At 68.7% G+C, this 17,967-nt stretch carries 16 protein-coding genes; 8 read left to right on the top strand and 8 right to left on the bottom strand.

Annotation, left to right across the window (positions count from 1 at the left end; genetic code table 11):
* Nucleotides 1–81: 81 nt before the first annotated feature.
* Genes gcl through AC3A6G_RS07060 form a run of 3 tightly spaced genes read left to right on the top strand, consistent with a single transcriptional unit; the run spans nt 82 to nt 3,622 of the window.
* Nucleotides 82–1,875, top strand: coding sequence for a glyoxylate carboligase (gcl, locus tag AC3A6G_RS07070; RefSeq protein WP_487873412.1), 1,794 nt, complete (start codon nt 82–84; stop codon nt 1,873–1,875).
* A gap of 14 nt (nt 1,876–1,889) precedes the next feature.
* Entirely contained in the window at nt 1,890–2,678 is a 789-nt protein-coding gene (hyi, locus tag AC3A6G_RS07065; RefSeq protein WP_487864209.1) for a hydroxypyruvate isomerase, read from the top strand.
* 32 nt (nt 2,679–2,710) lie between these two features.
* Nucleotides 2,711–3,622 carry a 2-hydroxy-3-oxopropionate reductase gene (locus AC3A6G_RS07060; protein ID WP_487864210.1) on the top strand — a complete coding sequence of 304 codons (912 nt, stop codon included), beginning with the start codon at nt 2,711–2,713 and terminating at the stop codon, nt 3,620–3,622.
* A gap of 18 nt (nt 3,623–3,640) precedes the next feature.
* On the opposite strand, the gene AC3A6G_RS07055 is transcribed toward AC3A6G_RS07060, so the two are convergent.
* Complete coding sequence (locus AC3A6G_RS07055) at nt 3,641–4,975, bottom strand: NAD(P)/FAD-dependent oxidoreductase (protein WP_487873411.1); 1,335 nt, start codon at nt 4,973–4,975, stop codon at nt 3,641–3,643.
* A 239-nt stretch (nt 4,976–5,214) separates the two neighbouring features.
* Between AC3A6G_RS07055 and AC3A6G_RS07050 the strand changes: the two genes are divergently transcribed.
* A complete protein-coding gene (locus AC3A6G_RS07050) occupies nt 5,215–7,518 on the top strand; it encodes an NADP-dependent malic enzyme (RefSeq protein WP_487873410.1) in 2,304 nt (767 codons plus the stop codon).
* Nucleotides 7,519–7,545: 27 nt separating this feature from the next.
* On the opposite strand, the gene AC3A6G_RS07045 is transcribed toward AC3A6G_RS07050, so the two are convergent.
* Nucleotides 7,546–8,472, bottom strand: coding sequence for an aspartyl protease family protein (locus AC3A6G_RS07045; protein WP_487873409.1), 927 nt, complete (start codon nt 8,470–8,472; stop codon nt 7,546–7,548).
* Between the two features lie 271 nt (nt 8,473–8,743).
* Between AC3A6G_RS07045 and AC3A6G_RS07040 the strand changes: the two genes are divergently transcribed.
* From AC3A6G_RS07040 to AC3A6G_RS07030, 3 genes are read left to right on the top strand one after another with little or no spacing between them, the layout of a single operon-like run.
* The gene (locus AC3A6G_RS07040; RefSeq protein ID WP_487859555.1) at nt 8,744–9,778 is read left to right on the top strand and encodes an ABC transporter substrate-binding protein; all 1,035 of its coding nucleotides are present in this window, start codon (nt 8,744–8,746) and stop codon (nt 9,776–9,778) included.
* Complete coding sequence (locus tag AC3A6G_RS07035; protein WP_487873408.1) at nt 9,778–10,638, top strand: ABC transporter ATP-binding protein; 861 nt, start codon at nt 9,778–9,780, stop codon at nt 10,636–10,638. The genes AC3A6G_RS07040 and AC3A6G_RS07035 overlap by 1 nt, the downstream gene beginning before the upstream one ends.
* A gap of 10 nt (nt 10,639–10,648) precedes the next feature.
* A complete protein-coding gene (locus AC3A6G_RS07030; RefSeq protein WP_487859553.1) occupies nt 10,649–11,416 on the top strand; it encodes an ABC transporter permease in 768 nt (255 codons plus the stop codon).
* Nucleotides 11,417–11,450: 34 nt separating this feature from the next.
* On the opposite strand, the gene AC3A6G_RS07025 is transcribed toward AC3A6G_RS07030, so the two are convergent.
* Nucleotides 11,451–11,963, bottom strand: coding sequence for a DUF2938 domain-containing protein (locus tag AC3A6G_RS07025; protein WP_487859552.1), 513 nt, complete (start codon nt 11,961–11,963; stop codon nt 11,451–11,453).
* Nucleotides 11,956–12,837 carry a class I SAM-dependent methyltransferase gene (locus AC3A6G_RS07020; protein WP_487859551.1) on the bottom strand — a complete coding sequence of 294 codons (882 nt, stop codon included), beginning with the start codon at nt 12,835–12,837 and terminating at the stop codon, nt 11,956–11,958. Before AC3A6G_RS07020 ends, AC3A6G_RS07025 begins: the two co-directional genes overlap by 8 nt.
* Before the next feature lie 74 nt (nt 12,838–12,911).
* Between AC3A6G_RS07020 and AC3A6G_RS07015 the strand changes: the two genes are divergently transcribed.
* Nucleotides 12,912–13,385 (top strand): helix-turn-helix domain-containing protein, encoded by a 474-nt coding sequence (locus AC3A6G_RS07015; protein WP_487859550.1) that lies wholly within the window; start codon nt 12,912–12,914, stop codon nt 13,383–13,385.
* On the opposite strand, the gene AC3A6G_RS07010 is transcribed toward AC3A6G_RS07015, so the two are convergent.
* From AC3A6G_RS07010 to AC3A6G_RS06995, 4 genes are read right to left on the bottom strand one after another with little or no spacing between them, the layout of a single operon-like run.
* Nucleotides 13,354–14,313 (bottom strand): Bug family tripartite tricarboxylate transporter substrate binding protein, encoded by a 960-nt coding sequence (locus tag AC3A6G_RS07010; protein WP_487859549.1) that lies wholly within the window; start codon nt 14,311–14,313, stop codon nt 13,354–13,356. The genes AC3A6G_RS07015 and AC3A6G_RS07010 overlap by 32 nt on opposite strands.
* Before the next feature lie 29 nt (nt 14,314–14,342).
* A complete protein-coding gene (locus tag AC3A6G_RS07005) occupies nt 14,343–15,152 on the bottom strand; it encodes an HpcH/HpaI aldolase family protein (protein ID WP_487873407.1) in 810 nt (269 codons plus the stop codon).
* A gap of 47 nt (nt 15,153–15,199) precedes the next feature.
* Nucleotides 15,200–16,957, bottom strand: coding sequence for an L-arabinonate dehydratase (araD, locus tag AC3A6G_RS07000; RefSeq protein ID WP_487859547.1), 1,758 nt, complete (start codon nt 16,955–16,957; stop codon nt 15,200–15,202).
* A 4-nt stretch (nt 16,958–16,961) separates the two neighbouring features.
* The gene (locus AC3A6G_RS06995; protein ID WP_487864218.1) at nt 16,962–17,936 is read right to left on the bottom strand and encodes a Bug family tripartite tricarboxylate transporter substrate binding protein; all 975 of its coding nucleotides are present in this window, start codon (nt 17,934–17,936) and stop codon (nt 16,962–16,964) included.
* Between the last annotated feature and the right edge of the window lie 31 nt (nt 17,937–17,967).

Raw genomic sequence — 17,967 nt, 5'->3', positions numbered from 1 at the left:
AATAGCTTTTATGGCCTGCAGCTGTCTTCTTCGAACGGGCATCGCTTCCTACAGTGGGACCACTTCAACGGAGACAGTCCCATGGCAAAAATGAAAGCGGTCCAGGCCGCCGTGCTGGTGATGGAAAAAGAAGGCGTGACGCAGGCCTTCGGCGTGCCCGGCGCTGCCATCAACCCGATGTACTCGGCGCTGCGCCAGCGCGGCAGCATCTCGCACATCCTCGCGCGCCACGTCGAGGGCGCCTCGCACATGGCCGAGGGCTACACGCGTGCGGTGGCCGGCAACATCGGCGTGTGCATCGGCACCTCGGGCCCCGCAGGCACCGACATGATCACGGGCCTCTACTCGGCCTGGGCCGATTCGATCCCGATCCTGTGCATCACAGGCCAGGCGCCGCGCGCACGGCTCTACAAGGAAGACTTCCAGGCGGTGGACATCGAGTCGATCTCCAAGCCGGTCACCAAGTGGTCGGTCACGGTGCGCGAGCCGGGCCAGGTGCCGCAGGTGTTCCAGCAGGCCTTCCACCTGATGCGCTCAGGCCGCCCGGGCCCCGTGCTCGTCGACCTGCCGTTCGACGTGCAGATGGCCGAGATCGAATTCGACATCGATGCCTACGAGCCGCTGGTGCCCTACAAACCGGCCGCCACGCGTGCGCAGATCGAGAAGGCCATCGGCATGCTCAACGCCGCCGAGCGCCCGCTGATCGTGGCCGGCGGCGGCATCATCAACGCCGACGCGAGCGACCTGCTGGTGCGCTTTGCCGAGATCACGGGCGTGCCGGTGATTCCCACGCTGATGGGCTGGGGCGCGATTCCCGACGACCATCCGCTGATGGCCGGCATGTGCGGCCTGCAGACCAGCCACCGCTACGGCAACGCGACCATGCTCGCCTCGGACTTCGTGCTGGGCATCGGCAACCGCTGGGCCAACCGCCACACCGGCTCGGTCGACGTCTACACCAAGGGCCGCACCTTCGTGCACGTGGACATCGAGCCCACTCAGATCGGCCGCGTGTTCACACCCGACTTCGGCATCGTGTCGGACGCGAAGGCCGCGCTCGAGCAGTTCGTGGCCGTGGCCGAGGAGATGAAGGCCGCCGGCCGCCTCGCCGACCGTCGCGCCTGGGCCAAGGATTGCATCGAGCGCAAGAAGACGATGCTGCGCAAGACCAACTTCGACGACGTGCCGATGAAGCCGCAGCGCGTGTACCAGTGCATGAACAACAACTTCAGCAACGACACCTGCTACGTGAGCACCATCGGGCTGTCGCAGATCGCCGCGGCGCAGTTCCTGCACGTGTACAACCCGCGCAACTGGATCAACTGCGGTCAGGCCGGCCCGCTGGGCTGGACCATCCCGGCCGCGCTGGGCGTGCGCGCGGCCGACCCTACGCGCAAGATCGTCGCGCTCTCGGGCGACTACGACTTCCAGTTCATGATCGAAGAGCTCGCGGTGGGTGCGCAGTTCAAGCTGCCGTACATCCACATCGTGGTCAACAACTCGTACCTGGGCCTGATCCGCCAGGCGCAGCGCGGCTTCGAGATGGACTACTGCGTGCAGCTCGCCTTCGACAACATCAATGCGGGCCCCGACGCCGGCATCGAGAGCAGCTACGGCGTGGACCACCTCAAGGTGGTGGAGGGCCTGGGCTGCAAGGCGATCCGCGTGAACAAGCAGGAAGAGATCGCGCCGGCGATCCAGCGCGCCGAGGCGCTGATGGCCGAGTTCAGCGTGCCCGTGGTGATCGAGGTGATGCTGGAGCGCGTGACCAACATCGCGATGGGCACCGAGATCGACAACATCGCCGAATTCGAACCGCTGGCCGAGACGCCGGCGGACGCGCCCACGGCGGTGGCGGCCGAGATGCTGGACTGACGAGGAGCCACGCCATGCCCAAGTTCGCAGCCAATCTCACGATGCTCTTCACCGAGCTGCCGTTCATGCAGCGCTTCGAGGCGGCCGCCAAGGCCGGGTTCGAGGCGGTGGAATATCTGTTCCCCTATCCGTTCGAGAAGAAGGAACTCGCGGCCGCCCTGCGCGCCAACGGCCTTGCGCAGGTGCTGCACAACCTGCCGGCCGGCGACTGGGACAAGGGCGAGCGCGGCATCGCCTGCCATCCCGACCGCACCGGCGAGTTCCGCGAAGGCATCGCGATGGCGATCGACTACGCCACGGCGCTGGGCTGCCCGCAGGTGAACTGCCTGGTCGGCAAGGTGCCGGCGGGCGTGGGCCACGACGCGGCGCACAAGACCGTGGTCGAGAACCTGCGCCTGGCCGCGGGCGAGCTCGGGGCGGCCGGCATCCGCCTGCTCGTGGAGCCGATCAATCCCTTCGACATTCCCGGCTTCTTCCTCAACCGAACCGACCAGGCAGTCGCGCTGATCGACGAGGTGGGCTCGGCCAACCTGCGCGTGCAGTACGACATCTACCACGCGCAGCGCACCGAGGGCGAACTGGGCAACACGCTCACGAAGCACTTCGCGCGCATCGGCCACATCCAGCTCGCCGACAACCCGGGGCGCGGCGAGCCGGGCACGGGCGAGATCAACTACCCCTGGCTCTTCGCGCACATCGACGCGCTGGGCTACGACGGCTGGATCGGCTGCGAGTACAAGCCGCGCGCCACCACCGCCGAAGGCCTGGGCTGGCGCGAGGCGCTGGCCGCCGCACCGCAGTGAACACGGACAACAACATTCAAGGACAGAAAGACATGTCGGCAACGCAACAGAAAATCGGATTCATCGGCCTCGGCATCATGGGCGCACCCATGGCGGGGCACCTGCTCGACGCGGGCCACGAGCTCTTCGTGAACACGCAAGGCAACACGCCCGAGCCCTTCATCTCGAAAGCCACGATCTGCGGCTCGGCGGCCGAGGTGGCGCGCCGGGCCGACGTGATCTTCATCATGGTGCCCGACACGCCCGACGTGGAGAAGGTGCTGTTCGGCGAACCGGGGACGCAGGGCGTGGCCGAGGGTCTCGAGGGTTCGCGCGGCAAGATCGTGGTCGACTGCAGCTCCATCGACCCGATCGCCACCAAGGGCTTCGCGAAGCGCATCCTCGCGCTCGGCTGCGGCTACATCGATGCGCCGGTCTCGGGCGGCGAAGTGGGCGCCAAGGCCGCGAGCCTCACGATCATGTGCGGCGGCGACGAAGGCACCTTCGGGCGCGTGCGCCCGCTGCTCGAGAAGATGGGCAAGAACGTCACGCTGGTGGGCGGCGTGGGCGACGGCCAGGTCTGCAAGGTGGCCAACCAGATCATCGTGGCGCTCAACATCGCGGCCGTGGGCGAGGCGCTGCTCTTCGCCTCGAAGGCCGGTGCCGATCCGGCCAAGGTGCGCCAGGCGCTGATGGGCGGCTTCGCGAGCTCGCGCATCCTCGAGGTGCACGGCGAGCGAATGATCAAGCGCACCTTCGCGCCGGGCTTTCGCATCTCGCTGCACCAGAAGGACCTGAACCTCGCGCTGCAAAGTGCCCGCGCACTCGGCGTCGCGCTGCCGCAGACCGCCGGTGCGGCGCAGCTGATGAACGCCTGCGCGGCGCTCGGCCACGGCCAGCAGGACCACTCGGCGCTGGTGCGCGCGCTTGAGGCGCTGGCCCAGCACACGGTGGCGCCCGACTGAGCACGCAGCGGGGGCGAGCTAAGCTTTCGCTTCGAGAGACTCTTTGAGGTTGCGCCGGCGCCAGGCCCAGGTCTTCACGGCCTGCGGCAGGATGCCGAGGCACGACGCGTAGTAGGTCACCTTGAAGCCCCAGAAGCGCGGGCCGATCGGCGTGTTGCGGAACAGGTCGCCGGCCAGGATGGACAGCAGTGCCTCCTGCATGCGCCAGATGTTGCGCGGGTTCATGAACAGCCGCCGGATGGCCGGCGAGGTGATGCGGTAGATGAACCACGAGAACATCCGGGGCCCGTGCTTCATCACCTTCTCGTAGTGGCGGAACGCGCGCTCGGCCGCCTTCGCCTCGCCGCGCAGCCAGTGGTCGGCCGCAGTGGCCGCCTCGAAGCCGCTGTTCATCGCGAGGTAGACGCCCGACGAGAACATCGGGTCGACGAAGGCGTAGGCGTCGCCCACCATCATGAAGCGGTCGCCGCGGCAGAACTTCGAGTCGTAGGCGTAGTTGCCGGTCGAGGTGACGCCGTCGACCAGCGTGGCGTTCGCGAGGCGCGCCGCGAGCTTGGGCGCGAGCGCGATGGTTTCCATCAGGAACGCCTCGAGCGTGCCCTTGCGGCGCTTGAAGTACGCGGGCGAGGCCACGGCGCCGACGCTCACGGTGCCGTCCTTCAGCGGGATGTACCAGAACCAGCCGTGGTCGAACCAGAACAGCGTGATGTTGCCCTCGAAGCGGCCGGGCCGGCGTTCGGCATTCACGAAGTGGCCGTAGAGCGCGGCGCTCGCATGCTTGCGGTTGCGCTGCTTGACGTCGAACTGGTTCGACAGCAGCGTGTCGCGCCCGCTCGCGTCGATCACGAAGCGCGGGCGCCACTGGGTCTCGGTCCCGTCGTCGGCCTTCACCTTCACGAGCGGGCGGTTGTCCGGCGTGCCCTTGCCGACGTCCATGTCGACGCCGGTGACGCGCTGGCACTCGAAGGTGCGCGCGCCGCGCTTGCCGGCATGGCGGAACAGCAGCTCGTCGAACTCCGAGCGGCGCACGTGCACCGCATACGGAAAGCTCTTGTCCATTGCCTCGCCGAAATGGAAGTGGCTGCTGTGGTCGTGCCAGGGCGACACGAACTCGGCACCATGCTTGCGCAGGCCGATGGCCTCCACTTCGGTGCGCACGCCGAGCCGGTCGAACAGCGGCATGTTCATCGGCAGCAGCGATTCGCCGATGTGGAAGCGCGGATGCTGCGCCTTCTCGATCAGCACCACGTCGTGGCCCTTGTCGGCCAGCAGCGCGGCCACGGTGGAGCCCGAAGGGCCGCCGCCGATGACCACGACGTCGGGCTCGGCGGTGGTGAAAGGTCCGGGTGTCATGCGCTGCCCTCGTTCTCGTTCGTGTGTTGTTGTGGACGATGGCCGGCCCGCTGGCTTGCGGCGCGGCAAAAAAACGTAACCGCGGCCGACAGAATCCGGCCCCGGTTTACAGGTTGCGGAGTGTAGCGAACCGCCCGCCCCTTTCGCTATGGGTTCAGGCGTTTTCGGCATTCCCCGGTCCCGATCCGGCGCTGGTTTTGCGGTAGCCTCGTTGCCCGACAGAAACAAGGAGACATTTCATGGCTGCACCTCTCTCCCCCGCAGAAGAAGCACTTCGCGAAGCAGCGCGCGAATACCACCGCGCTCCGGTCCGGGGCAAGATTTCGATCACGCCGACCAAGGCACTGCTGAACCAGCGCGACCTGTCGCTCGCCTACTCGCCCGGCGTGGCCTACCCCTGCCTCGACATCGCGGCCGATCCGTCGATGGCGGCCGAATTCACCGCGCGCGGCAACCTCGTGGGCGTGGTCACCAACGGCACCGCGGTGCTGGGCCTCGGCAACATCGGCCCCTTGGCCGCCAAGCCGGTGATGGAAGGCAAGGGCTGCCTGTTCAAGAAGTTCGCGGGCATCGACGTGTTCGACATCGAGCTGGCCGAGACCGACCCCGACAAGCTGGTCGACATCATCGCTGCGCTCGAGCCCACGCTCGGCGGCATCAACCTCGAGGACATCAAGGCGCCCGAGTGCTTCTACATCGAGAAGAAGCTGCGCGAGCGCATGAACATCCCGGTGTTCCACGACGACCAGCACGGCACCGCCATCATCTCGGCCGCGGCGCTGATCAACGGCCTGGAGCTCGTGGGCAAGAAGATCGAGGACGTGAAGATCGCCGTCTCGGGCGCCGGCGCGGCCGCCATCGCCTGCCTCGACGTGATGGTCGGGCTGGGCGCGAAGCCCGCGAACATCTTCGCCTGCGATTCCAAGGGCCTGATCTACACCGGCCGCGCCGGCGGCTTCGACGAGTCGAAGGCGCGCTACGCGCAGCGGGACACCGGCGCGCGCACGCTGGCCGACGTGGTGGACGGTGCCGATGTGTTCCTCGGCTGCTCGGCGCCCGGCGTGATGACCGCCGACATGGTGAAGTCGATGGCCGCCCAGCCGATCATCCTGGCGCTGGCCAACCCCGAGCCCGAGATCCGCCCCGAACTGGCCAAGGCCGTGCGGCCCGACTGCATCATCGCGACCGGCCGCTCGGACTACCCGAACCAGGTCAACAACGTGCTGTGCTTCCCGTACATCTTCCGCGGCGCGCTCGACTGCGGCGCGAGCAAGATCACCGAGGAAATGAAGCTCGCCTGCGTGCGCGAGATCGCCGAACTCACCAAGGCCGACATCAGCGAGGAAGTGGCCACCGCCTATGCGGGCCAGGAACTGACCTTCGGGCCCGATTACCTCATTCCCAAGCCCTTCGACTCGCGGCTCATCCTGCGCATCGCGCCGGCCGTGGCCAAGGCGGCCGAGGCGTCGGGGGTGGCAACCCGCCCGATCGAGGACATGGAGGCCTATCGCCAGCACCTCACGCGCTTCGTCTACCAGACCGGCATGTTCATGCGCCCGGTGTTCGGCGCCGCCAAGATCGCGGCCGCCAAGCGCGTGGCCTATGCCGAAGGCGAGGACGAGCGCGTGCTGCGCGCGGCGCAGTGGGCCGTCGACGAGGGCCTCGCGCAGCCGATTTTGGTGGGGCGCCCCGCCGTGATCGAGGCGCGCATCGAGAAGGCGGGCCTGCACATCCGCCCCGGCACCGACTTCGAGATCGTCGATCCCGAGGACGATCCGCGCTTTCGCACCTATTGGGAGAGCTACCACAAGCTCATGGGCCGGCGCGGCGCCACGCCCGAGGCGGCCAAGTCGATGGTGCGCCGCTCCAACACCATCATCGCCGCGCTGATGCTGCACCTGGGCGACGCCGACGCGATGATCTGCGGCCTGGTCGGCCGCTTCGATGCACACCTGGAGCACATCCGCAGCCTGATCGGCCTGAAGCGCGGCGCGCCGGGCTTTGCCACGCTCAACGCGCTCACCCTCGACAAGCGCACGGTGTTCATCACCGACACCAACGTCAACGAGGACCCGAGCGCCGAACTGCTCGCGAGCATCGCGCTGATGGCGGCCGAGGAGGTGAGCCGCTTCGGGCTGCCGCCGAAGGTCGCTTTCCTTTCGCACTCGAACTACGGCACCTCCGAGCGCGCTTCGGCGCGCAAGATGCGCCTGGCGCGCGACCTGTTCGCGCAGATGGCGCCCGACATCGAATGCGACGGCGAGATGCACGGCGACACGGCGCTGTCCGAGGAAGTGCGCCGCATGGCGCTTCCAGAGACCACGCTCAGCGGCGAGGCCAACCTGCTGGTGTGCCCCAACCTCGACTCGGCGCACATCCTCTACAACGTGCTGAAGATGACGGGCGCCAACGGCATCACCGTCGGCCCGATCCTGCTGGGCGGCGCCGCCTCGGCGCATGTGCTCACGCCGTCGTCGACCGTTCGGCGCGTGGTCAACATGACTGCGCTGGCTGTGGCCAAGGCGAACACGGCGCTGAAGTAACGGGGCGCCGCGGCGCCGCCTGACGCGTCACGGGCTGCGCTGCACCAGCAACTGGCGGGTGGCATACGAGATCCAGACCTTGCGCGAACGCAGGAAGTCGAGGCCCAGCAGCCCGTCGTAGGGATCGACCTGGATCTCGGACACCTTGACCACCACGTTGCGAAAGTTGCCCTGGCCGATGCGCACGCTGCCGAAGCGGTGCGCGTAGTTGCGCATCGGCGTGCCGTGGGTGCTGCGGCTGATGCTCTCGGGCGCCTCGTTCTTCAGGCGTTCGAGGTCCATCCCGAGCTTTTGGGCGGCGGCTTTCAACGAGAGCTTGGAGCGCATGGCGCCGGTGTCGAGCGCCAACTGGAGCTCGATGCCCTCGAGGACCACCGGCAGCGAGACGATGCTCTTCGCCGAGCGCTTCAGCGGCACCACGTCGTGTGGCACATTCCAGGGCCGAAAGCCGCTGTCGCCCGGCGCGCAATGGCTCACGCGGTAGAGCGACAAACGTTCGTTGGGAAAGTCGAACTCCACGTCGAAGCCCGAGAGCAGGTCCGCGCCGATGGTCCCCTGCGGCCGTGGCGGGGTTTCGACCTTCCTGTCGTGCTGTGCCATGGCCACGTCCTGGCGCTCCATTCCCGCGAACGCGAGGCGTTCGATGGTCACCTTGGGATACGCCTTTCCGCGCCGCCCATCGGTGCCGATCAGGAAGATCCGGCGCCCCGGCCGCGCCGGCAGGCCCAGGCGCTCGGCAAGATCGACATTGACGATGCTGGTCTCCGCGCCCGTGTCCACCGTGAAATCCACCGGCGTCTCGCCGTTGACGAGCGCCGTGATCTGGTAGTGCCCGTGCACCCGCACCATCGGCGTCTCGCCGACCTTGACGATGGCGCAACGCTCGGCGTGTGCCGTCGCGGCCATGCCGCAGGCCGCCAGGCCCAGCGCCAGGCGCCACAAGAAACGGCGCACGGCCGGCCGCTCCATCCACCGGCCGCGACCGGGCCGTCGATTCGATGACATAGGCATTCCTCCCTGGAGACCGTCGCTGCAGCGACGTTGTTGTGGCGGCGAGTTTGCCATGGAGGCCCGGCTTTGGTGCCTGCACCTTCGACCGTCCAGCGCAATCCCCGCACCGGTGCATGCCATGCACCACGCTCGTGACCGAAGAGGGTTCGCACCAATCGCGTGCGGGCACCGTTTTTGCTTGAATGCCGAAGCATTCACATTTACGGGTCCCGCAATGAACAAGCGCCAACTGCTCCAGTCCTTCCTCGCCGCCTCGGCACTCGGCCTCGGCCTTTCGCCGGCCCTGGCCCAGACCACGACGCCGATCAAGTTCCAGCTCGACTGGCGCTTCGAGGGACCGGCCGCGCTGTTCCTCCATCCCGCGGCCAAGGGCTATTTCAAGGCGGCAGGCCTCGACGTGACGATCGATGCGGGCAACGGCTCGGGCGGCACGGTCACGCGCGTGGCCTCGGGCGCCTACGACATGGGCTTCGCCGATCTGGCGGCGCTGATGGAATTCCACGCCAACAACCCCGACAGCCCCAACAAGCCGGTCGCGGTGATGATGGTCTACAACAACACGCCGGCCTCGGTCATGGCGCTCAAGAAGAGCGGCATCACCAAGCCGTCCGACCTCACAGGCAAGAAGCTCGGCGCGCCGGTGTTCGACGCGGGCCGCCGCGCGTTCCCGATCTTCGCCAAGGCCAACAACATCGGCGCCGTCAACTGGACCGCGATGGACCCCACGCTGCGCGAAACCATGCTGGTGCGCGGCGACATCGATGCGATCACCGGCTTCACCTTCACGTCGCTCCTGAACCTCGAGGCGCGCGGCGCCAAGGCGGCCGACGTGGTGATCCTGCCCTACCCCGACTTCGGCGTGAAGCTCTACGGCAACGTGATCATCGCGTCGCCGAAGCTCCTCAAGGAGAACCCCGAGGCGGTGAAGAGATTCCTCGCGGCGTTTGCCAAGGGCGCCAAGGAAGTCATCGCCAATCCGGCCATGGCGATCGAATCGGTCAAGGCGCGCGACGGCATCATCAACAGCCAGCTCGAGACGCGCCGCCTGCAGCTCGCGATCGACACCGTGATCAACAGCCCCGACGCGCGCGCCGACGGTTTCGGCGCGGTGAACGCGGGCCGCCTGTCGCTGATGGCCTCGCAGGTGTCCGACGCCTTCAACACCAAGACCCGCGTGGTCCCCGAAGCCGTGTGGACGGCCGCGATGCTGCCGCCCGCGGCCGAGTTGAGCGGGGTCCTTCGCAAGTGATGGCGCGCGCATCGAACAACAACGCCGCGGCTGCCGCCCCCTTCGTCGAATTTCAGGACGTCTGGCTCGCCTACAACGAGGAGCTGCTGCGCGCCAACCACTTCGCGGTCGAAGCCATCGACCTGCAGGTGACGCGCGGAGAGTTCATCGCCATCGTCGGCCCCTCGGGCTGCGGAAAGTCGACGTTCATGAAGCTCACCACGGGGCTGAAGATGCCGTCGATGGGCAAGATCCGCATCGACGGCCAGCCCGTGACCGGGCCGCTCAAGATCTCGGGCATGGCGTTCCAGGCGCCGTCGCTGCTGCCGTGGCGCACCACGGTCGACAACGTGCTGCTGCCGCTGGAGATCGTCGAGCCCTACCGCTCGAGCTTCAAGGCGAAGCGCAAGGAGTACGAGGAGCGCGCCCGCAAGCTGCTGCAGAAGGTGGGCCTTGCCGGCTATGAAGACAAGTTCCCGTGGCAGCTGTCGGGCGGCATGCAGCAGCGCGCGAGCATCTGCCGCGCGCTGATCCACGAGCCCAAGATGCTGCTGCTCGACGAGCCGTTCGGCGCGCTCGATGCCTTCACGCGCGAGGAGCTCTGGTGCATCCTGCGCGACCTCTGGACCGAGCAGCAGTTCAACGTGATCCTGGTCACGCACGACCTGCGCGAGTCGGTGTTCCTGGCCGACACGGTCTACGTGATGAGCAAGAGCCCGGGCCGCTTCGTGGTCAAGCGCGAGATCGAGCTGCCGCGCCCGCGCGAACTCGAACTCACCTACACCAAGGAATTCACCGACATCGTGCTGGAGCTCCGCGGCCACATCGGCGCGATCCGCGGCGGCACGACGGCCACCGCCCCCGCGGCGGCGGCACATTGAGGAAGCGGCCATGAAGAACACCAAGCAACTCGAACGCTGGTCGCCCTGGCTGCTGCTCGTGGCGGTGATCCTGCTGTGGCAGGTGATCTGCGCGGGCTTCGGCGTGTCGGACTTCATCTTTCCGAGTCCGCTGCGCATCTGGGAGCAATTCTGGGAATACAAGGGAATCATCGCGGGCCATGCCTGGCGCACCTACTGGGTCACGATGGCGGGCTTCGGCCTGGCGATCGTGGTGGGCGTGCTGCTGGGCTTCGTGATCGGCAGCTCGCGCCTGGCCTATGCCGCGATCTATCCGCTCATGACGGCCTTCAACGCGCTGCCGAAGGCCGCCTTCGTGCCGATCCTCGTGGTGTGGTTCGGCATCGGCATCGGACCCGCGATCCTCACCGCCTTCCTGATCAGCTTCTTCCCGATCATGGTCAACATCGCCACCGGCCTCGCCACGCTCGAGCCCGAACTGGAGGACGTGCTGCGCGTGCTCGGCGCCAAGCGCTGGGACGTGCTCGTCAAGATCGGGCTGCCGCGCTCCATGCCCTACTTCTTCGGCTCGCTCAAGGTCGCGATCACGCTGGCCTTCGTCGGCACCACGGTCAGCGAGATGACCGCCGCCAACGAGGGCATCGGCTACCTGCTGATCTCGGCCGGCTCGGCCATGCAGATGGGCCTGGCCTTCGCGGGCCTGATGGTGGTGGGCGCGATGGCCATGCTGATGTACGAACTCTTCAGCGTGGTCGAGAAGCACACCACGGGCTGGGCCCACCGCGGATCGCAGGCCTGACGCGCGGCCCCTGCAGCCGCGGGCGCTGCAGGCACTAGTCGGCGAGCGGCAGGCGCCAACCTTTGGTGAGCCAGGCCGAACCGTAGAGACCGAGCCCGAACACCGCGTGCGTGGCAAGGCTCTGCCAGCGCGCCGCCCAGGGCCGTGGCGAGCGGCTGGCCGCCACGCCGAATCCCAGGGCCGGCTGCATCACGAAGAACGGCGCGGCCACGCTGCCGATGCCGACCGTGAGCGCCGGCCCCGGCGTCGGCCCGCGCGCCCAGCCGAGCCCCCAGACCGCGAGCAGCACGGCAGCGAACGCGATGCCGATCGCGTAGTGGGCGCTCCACCCGAGCAGGCGCTCGCCCGCGATCGGCGGCGAGGCGCCGATGGGATGGTGGCGAAAGCGCCCGCGCGCGAGGTGGCCGAGCCAGCGTCCGACCAGCGCATAGTCCAGCGCGCGTTGGCCGAGCAGCCGCTGTCGCACCAGCGCCCACACGTCCATCGCCACGGTCGCGCCGCCGCCGATCAGCAGCGCGCGCAGCATGAATTCGAGCGGCTCAGGCATGGCCGACCTTCATCACCGCAGGCGGCGCAGAACGCGCACGCGCATCGACCTGCCAGCAGGCGGCCGTGAAGCGCACCTCGACCCCATGGACGTAAGGCGCGAAGGCGGCGCGCACGGTCTCGATCACGCGCTCGCGCGTGGCGGCATCCGCCTGGTCGAGCGCGAGGCCCACGGGCCCGAGCCGGGCGAGGTACGTCGGCAGGCTCGGCTCGGGCATGCGGCAGGCGAACTCCACCGGCTGCACGTCGATGCCCGTCCAGCCGCTGTCCTCGAGAACCCTGGCCATGTGGTTGCGCTCGGCAAAGGCGAACTGCCCCGGTGCGCCCGGCCGGCGCGGTGGCAGGCCAGGCAGCAGCGGCGCCGCGGCCCGCTCGGCGGTCGTCATGAACGGGTTCTCGGCCGCGCTGCGCCAGGCGATGAAGCGCAGCGCCGCGCCCGCCTTCGCGGCCCGCCGCAGGTTCGAGAAAGCCCGGACCGGGTCGCCGAAGAACATGACGCCGAGACGCGAGACGACCGAGTCGAAACCCGCGGGCTCGAACACATGCGCCTGCGCATCGGCCTCGATGAAGCGGGCCGCGAGGCCCTCGCGGCCGGCGCGCGCGCGGGCGGCCTCGAGCATCGGCCGGGAGATGTCGATGCCCGTGCAGTGCCCCCGGGCGCCGAGCCGCCGCGCGAGCGCCAGCGTGACGGCGCCCGTGCCGCAGCCCACGTCGAGCACGCGGCTGGCGGCGCCCGCGGGCACGGCCTCGGCGAGCGGCGCCGCGAGCGGTTCGAAAAGCCCGTCGAGCAGTTCCTGCGTGTCGACCCAGGCGCGGCCCGCGGGGCCGTTCCAGAGCCTTGCCTGTTCGCTGTCGGCCTCGGGAATGTCGTTCATGGTGTGGTCCTTTCACTTGCCTTGGATAAGCGGAACCTGCACTATGCAAGCTCAAGTCGACTTGAGGTCAAGGGATGAAACATCTGGACATTGCCGAGGTGGCACAACGTTCCGGCCTGCCGGCATCGGCGCTGCGGTATTACGACGAGAAGGGCCTGATCACCTCCACCGGCCGGCGCGGGCTTCGGCGGTTGTTCGACGAGCGCGTGCTCGAACGGCTGGCGCTGATCGCGCTGGGCCGCGCCGCCGGTTTCTCGCTCGACGAGATCGCCGCGATGTTCGCGCCCGACGGCCGGCCCGACATCGACCGAAGGATGCTCGCGGCCAAGGCGGACGAGATCGACCGCACGATCCGCGGCTTGGCCGCGATGCGCGACGGCCTGCGGCATGCGGCGGTATGCCCGGCGCCGAGCCACATGGAATGCGCCACCTTCCGGCGCATCGTGGGCGCTGCCGCATCGGGGGCGATCGGCGGGCGGCGCCGGAAAGCGCCCGCCGTGCCGGCTGCGCCGGTGCCTACTGCTTCTCGGCGAGCCCGAGGTTCTTGATCAGGCCGGTGTAACGCGCCTGCTCGGCCTGCACGAAGGCCTCGAAGGCCTTGCCGTCGCGCCACACCAGCGGCGTGTTCGCCTGGTCGGCCTTGGCGGTGTAGGCCTGGGCGTGCGCGGCCTTCCGGCATGCGGCTTCGAGCTTCTGGCGGATCGGCGCCGGGAGCCCCTTGGGCGCGATCAGGCCGCCCCAGACCGACGCCTCGAGCGGAAAGCCCGTCTCCGCCGCGGTGGGCACCTCCGGATAGGCCGGCAGCCGGCGCTTCGCCAGCACCGCCAGGCCGCGCAGCTTGTACTGCGTGGAGACGGTCGGCGTCTCGTTGAACAGCGCCACGTGCTGGCCCAGCAGCCCGGTCACCATCTCGCCGGAGCTCTTGTAGGGCACGTGCAGCCCGGTGGCCTTGGCCTGATCGAGCAGCATTGCCATCGACAGGTGCAGCACCGTGCCGGTGCCCGACGAGCCGTAGGCCAGCTCACCGGGCTGCGCCTTGGCCGCGGCCATCACGTCGCCGAGCGTCTTGAAGCGTGAGTCGGGCTTGACCATCATCATCAGCGGCACGTCGTAGGTGCCGCAGAGGTGGTCGAAGTCGGCGTGGGTGTAGCCGGTGTTGCGCAGCGCGGGCTGCAGCACTTCGGGCCCGATGACCGACAGGCCTATGGTGTGGCCGTCGGCCTGCGCATTCTTCAGCGCCGTCATGCCGATGGCGCCGCCGGCGCCGGCCTTGTTGTCGATGACCACCGGCACGCCGAGTTGGTCGGCCAGGGGCTGCTGGAGAAAGCGCGCCATGATGTCGGAGGTGCCGCCCGGCCCGAAGGGCACGATGAGCGTCACGGGGCGCGAGGGGTAGGCGGGCTGGGCCTGCACGGTGGCAGACAGGCACAGGACGAGCGTGGCGGCGGCCGCGCATGCAGATTTCTTCGAGATCATGAAGGGTCTCCCTGGATTCGGTGAACGGCTCAATACACGGCGCTGTCGAAACCGCGCGCAAGGCTGGGCTGGATCGCGTCGATGAAGGCCGTGGCCTGGCGCACCATCATTCCCATGTCGGACGCGACGGCCACGAACGAATAGCCCATGGCCACGAAGCTGGCCACCACCTCGGGCGTGGGGCCGACGATGCCGCACGGGATGCCGGCCTTGCGGCAGCGCGCGGCCACGTCGGCAATGACGGCCTGCACCTCGGGGTGCAGGATGTTGCCGATGTGCCCCATGTTGGCCGACAGGTCGCCCGGGCCGAGGAACAGCGCGTCGACGCCCTCGACCGCCGCGATGTCCTCCAGCGCGGCCACCGCGGTTTGCGTCTCGAGCTGGATGATGGTGAACACCGAATCGTTGGCGCGCTTGCCGTAGTCCTTCACGGTGCCGTAGCCGCTCGCGCGGAACATGGCCGCAAAACCGCGCTGGCCCTCTGGCGGGTATTTCGCGTACGAGACGGCGCGCCGCGCTGCGTCGGCCGAGTCGACGAAAGGCACCATCACGCTCTGCGCGCCCATGTCGAGCGCGCGCTTGAACAGCACCATGTCGTTGGCCGCGAGACGCACCACGGGCGCAGCGCGCGTGCCGGCAATCGCCTGCAGCACGTGCAGGGTGTCGCGCTCGTCGAGCGGCACATGCTCCTGGTCGACCACGAGCCACTCGAAGCCGGCGTGGCCCATGGCTTCGGCGGTGCTCGCGGTGCCGGACATGAGCCAGGTGCCGAGCGGCGTGCCGGGCTGCTGCAGGCGCTGGCGGAAAGGATTGGAAAGCAGGTCGGGTGTCGAGGACATGGTGCTGGAGGTGTGAAGGGTTGAAAAGGAAAAGACGCTGGAATGCGTCAGTAGATGGACGGCTCTGCCGTGGGCGCATTGCCGGCCAGCACAGCGAAGTCGCAGCCCTTGTCGGCCTGCGTCACTTCCTGCTGGTAGATGCGTGCATAGCCGCGTGCATGGGCCCGGGGCGGAGCGACCCATGCGGCGCGCCGGCCGGCGAGCTCGTCGTCGGAAACCTGCATGTCCAGCCGCCTCGCGCCGATGTCGAGCGTCACGATGTCGCCCGTCCTGAGCAGCGCGAGCGGGCCGCCGACCGCGGACTCGGGCGCCACGTGCAGCACGCAGGTGCCGTAGTGCGTGCCGCTCATGCGTGCGTCGGAAATGCGCAGCATGTCGCGCACGCCACGCTGGAGCAGCTTCTTCGGAATCGGCAGGTTGCCCCATTCGGGCATGCCGGGCGCGCCGACCGGCCCGCCGTTGCGCAGCACGAGCACGGTGTTCTCGTCGGCGTCGAGCGCGGGGTCGTTCACCGCCGCGAGCATCTCGGCGTTCGAGTCGAAGACCAGCGCACGCCCGCTGTGGCGCAGCAGGTGCGGCGACGCGGCCGAGGGCTTGAGCACCGCGCCGTCGGGACACAGGTTGCCGCGCACCACGGCCAGCGCCATGCCGGCCTCGGGGCACTCGGGTGTCGCGGCGATCAATGGCGCGCCGGCGTCGCGGATCACGTCGTCGTCGGTGCAGGTGCGCCCCGCGATGTTCTCGCCGAGGCTGCGGCCGGTGACGGTGAGCGCCGAAAGGTCCAACTGCGCGCTGATCTTGTTGAGCAGCGCGGGCAGCCCGCCGGCGTAGAAGAAATCTTCCATCAGGCGGTTGCCCGAAGGAAAGAGATTGGCCAGCACGGGCACGCGGCGCGCCATCTCGTCGAGGTCGTCCAGGCCGAGCGCGATGCCTGCGCGGCCGGCGATGGCCGGCAGGTGGACCGCGGCATTGGTGGAGCCGCCGAGCGCCATATACGCCGCCACGCCATTGAGCAGCGCGGCGCGGGTGACGATGCGCGAGGGCCGCAGGTCTTCCCACACCATTTCGACCGCGCGCCGTCCGCAGGCCCAGGCCATGCGCGTGTGGCCGGCGTCCATGGCCGGCACGCTTGCGGCACCCGGAAAGCACAGCCCCATCGCCTCGATGATCGAGGTCATGGTGCTGGCCGTGCCCATGGTGTTGCAGGTGCCCGGCGCGCGCGTCATCTTGGCCTCGAGCGCGATCCACTCGGGCTGCTCGATGTTGCCCATGACGTACTCTTCCCAGTACTTCTTGGTGTGCGTGCCGGCGCCCACGGCCTGGCCCTTGTAGCGGTCGTTGAGCATCGGCCCCGCGGGGCAGAAGATGGCGGGCAGGTCCATCGACAGCGCGCCCATCACGAGCCCCGGCGTGGTCTTGTCGCAGCCGCCCATCAGCACCGCACCGTCGAGCGGCAGGCTGCGCAGCAGCTCCTCGGTCTCCATGGCGAGGAAGTTGCGGTAGATCATCGTGGTGGGCTTGACCATCACCTCGCCCAGGCTCATGGCCGGCAACTCGAACGGATAGCCTCCCGCCTGCAGCACGCCGCGCTTCACGGCCGCGGCGCGCTCGCGAAGATGGGCGTGGCACGGCGACAGCTCGCTCCACGTGTTGATGATGCCGATGACCGGCCGGCCCATGAACTCCTCGCGCGCGAGGCCTTGCTGCTGCATGCGCTGGCGGTGCGCGAAACCGCGGATGTCGTCGCTCGCGAACCAGCGCTGGCTGCGCAGTTCGGCGAGGGTCTTGCGTTTCGGAACGGTCATGGCCTCAGTCCAGCTGGATGCCGGCCTGCTTGACGGTGGTGGCCATGGCGGCGAGGTCCTTCTTCAGCAGCGCCTCGAACTCGGCCGGCGTGGAAGACAGGACCTCGTAGCCCTGCGCTTCGAGGGGCTTGCGGAATTCGGGCGACTCGAGCACGGCGCGCAACTCGGTGTTGAGCCGCGCGACGATGGGCGCGGGCGTGCCGCGCCGCACCAGCAGGCCGTTCCACACGATCGACACCACGCCCGGCACGCCGGCCTCGGCCATGGTCGGCACGTCGGGCAGCACCGGCGAGCGCTTGGTGTCGGCCACCGCGAGCACGCGCACCTTGCCGGCCTCGCGGAACGACACCACCGCGGGCAGATTGTGGAACATCATCGGGATCTGGCCGCCGAGCACGTCATTGAGCGCGGGCGGGCCACCCTTGTACGGCGCATGAATGAGTCGCGCGCCGCTCTTCTCCTGGAACACGACGCCCGCGAGGTGCATCGAGTTGCCGTTGCCGGCGGAACCGAAGACCAGCGTGTCCGGCGCGGCCTTCGCGGCGGCGGTCACATCGGCGAGGGTCTTGTACGGCGTGCCCGCGCCGACCACCAGCACGTTGGGCATCTGGTGCGTCAGCGTCACGGGCTGGAGGTCTTTCACGGGGTCGTAGCCCATCGACTTGTAGAGGTGGGGGTTCACCGCCAGCGTGCTCGTCGAGCCGAGCAGGATCGTGTAGCCGTCGGCCGGCTGCTGCCGGGCCGCATGGGCCGAGCCGATGTTGCCGTTGGCGCCGGCCCGGTTGTCGATGACCACCGCTTGCCCGAGCCGCTTGCCCAGCGCCTGTGCCAGCGGGCGCGCGATGGTGTCGGCAACGCCACCGGCCGGGTACGGCACGACGAGGGTCAGCGGACGGTTCGGGAAATTGTCCTGGGCATTGGCGCAGAGCGCGGCGGCGCCGGCGAGCGCGGCAATGGCAATTCGGGTGATCGGGTGCATGTGCGATGGCTCCTGTCGGGTCGGTGATGGA

Source organism: Variovorax sp. Soil_C_26 (genome assembly GCF_057657075.1).
This window is presented reverse-complemented; position numbering and strand designations above follow the sequence as displayed.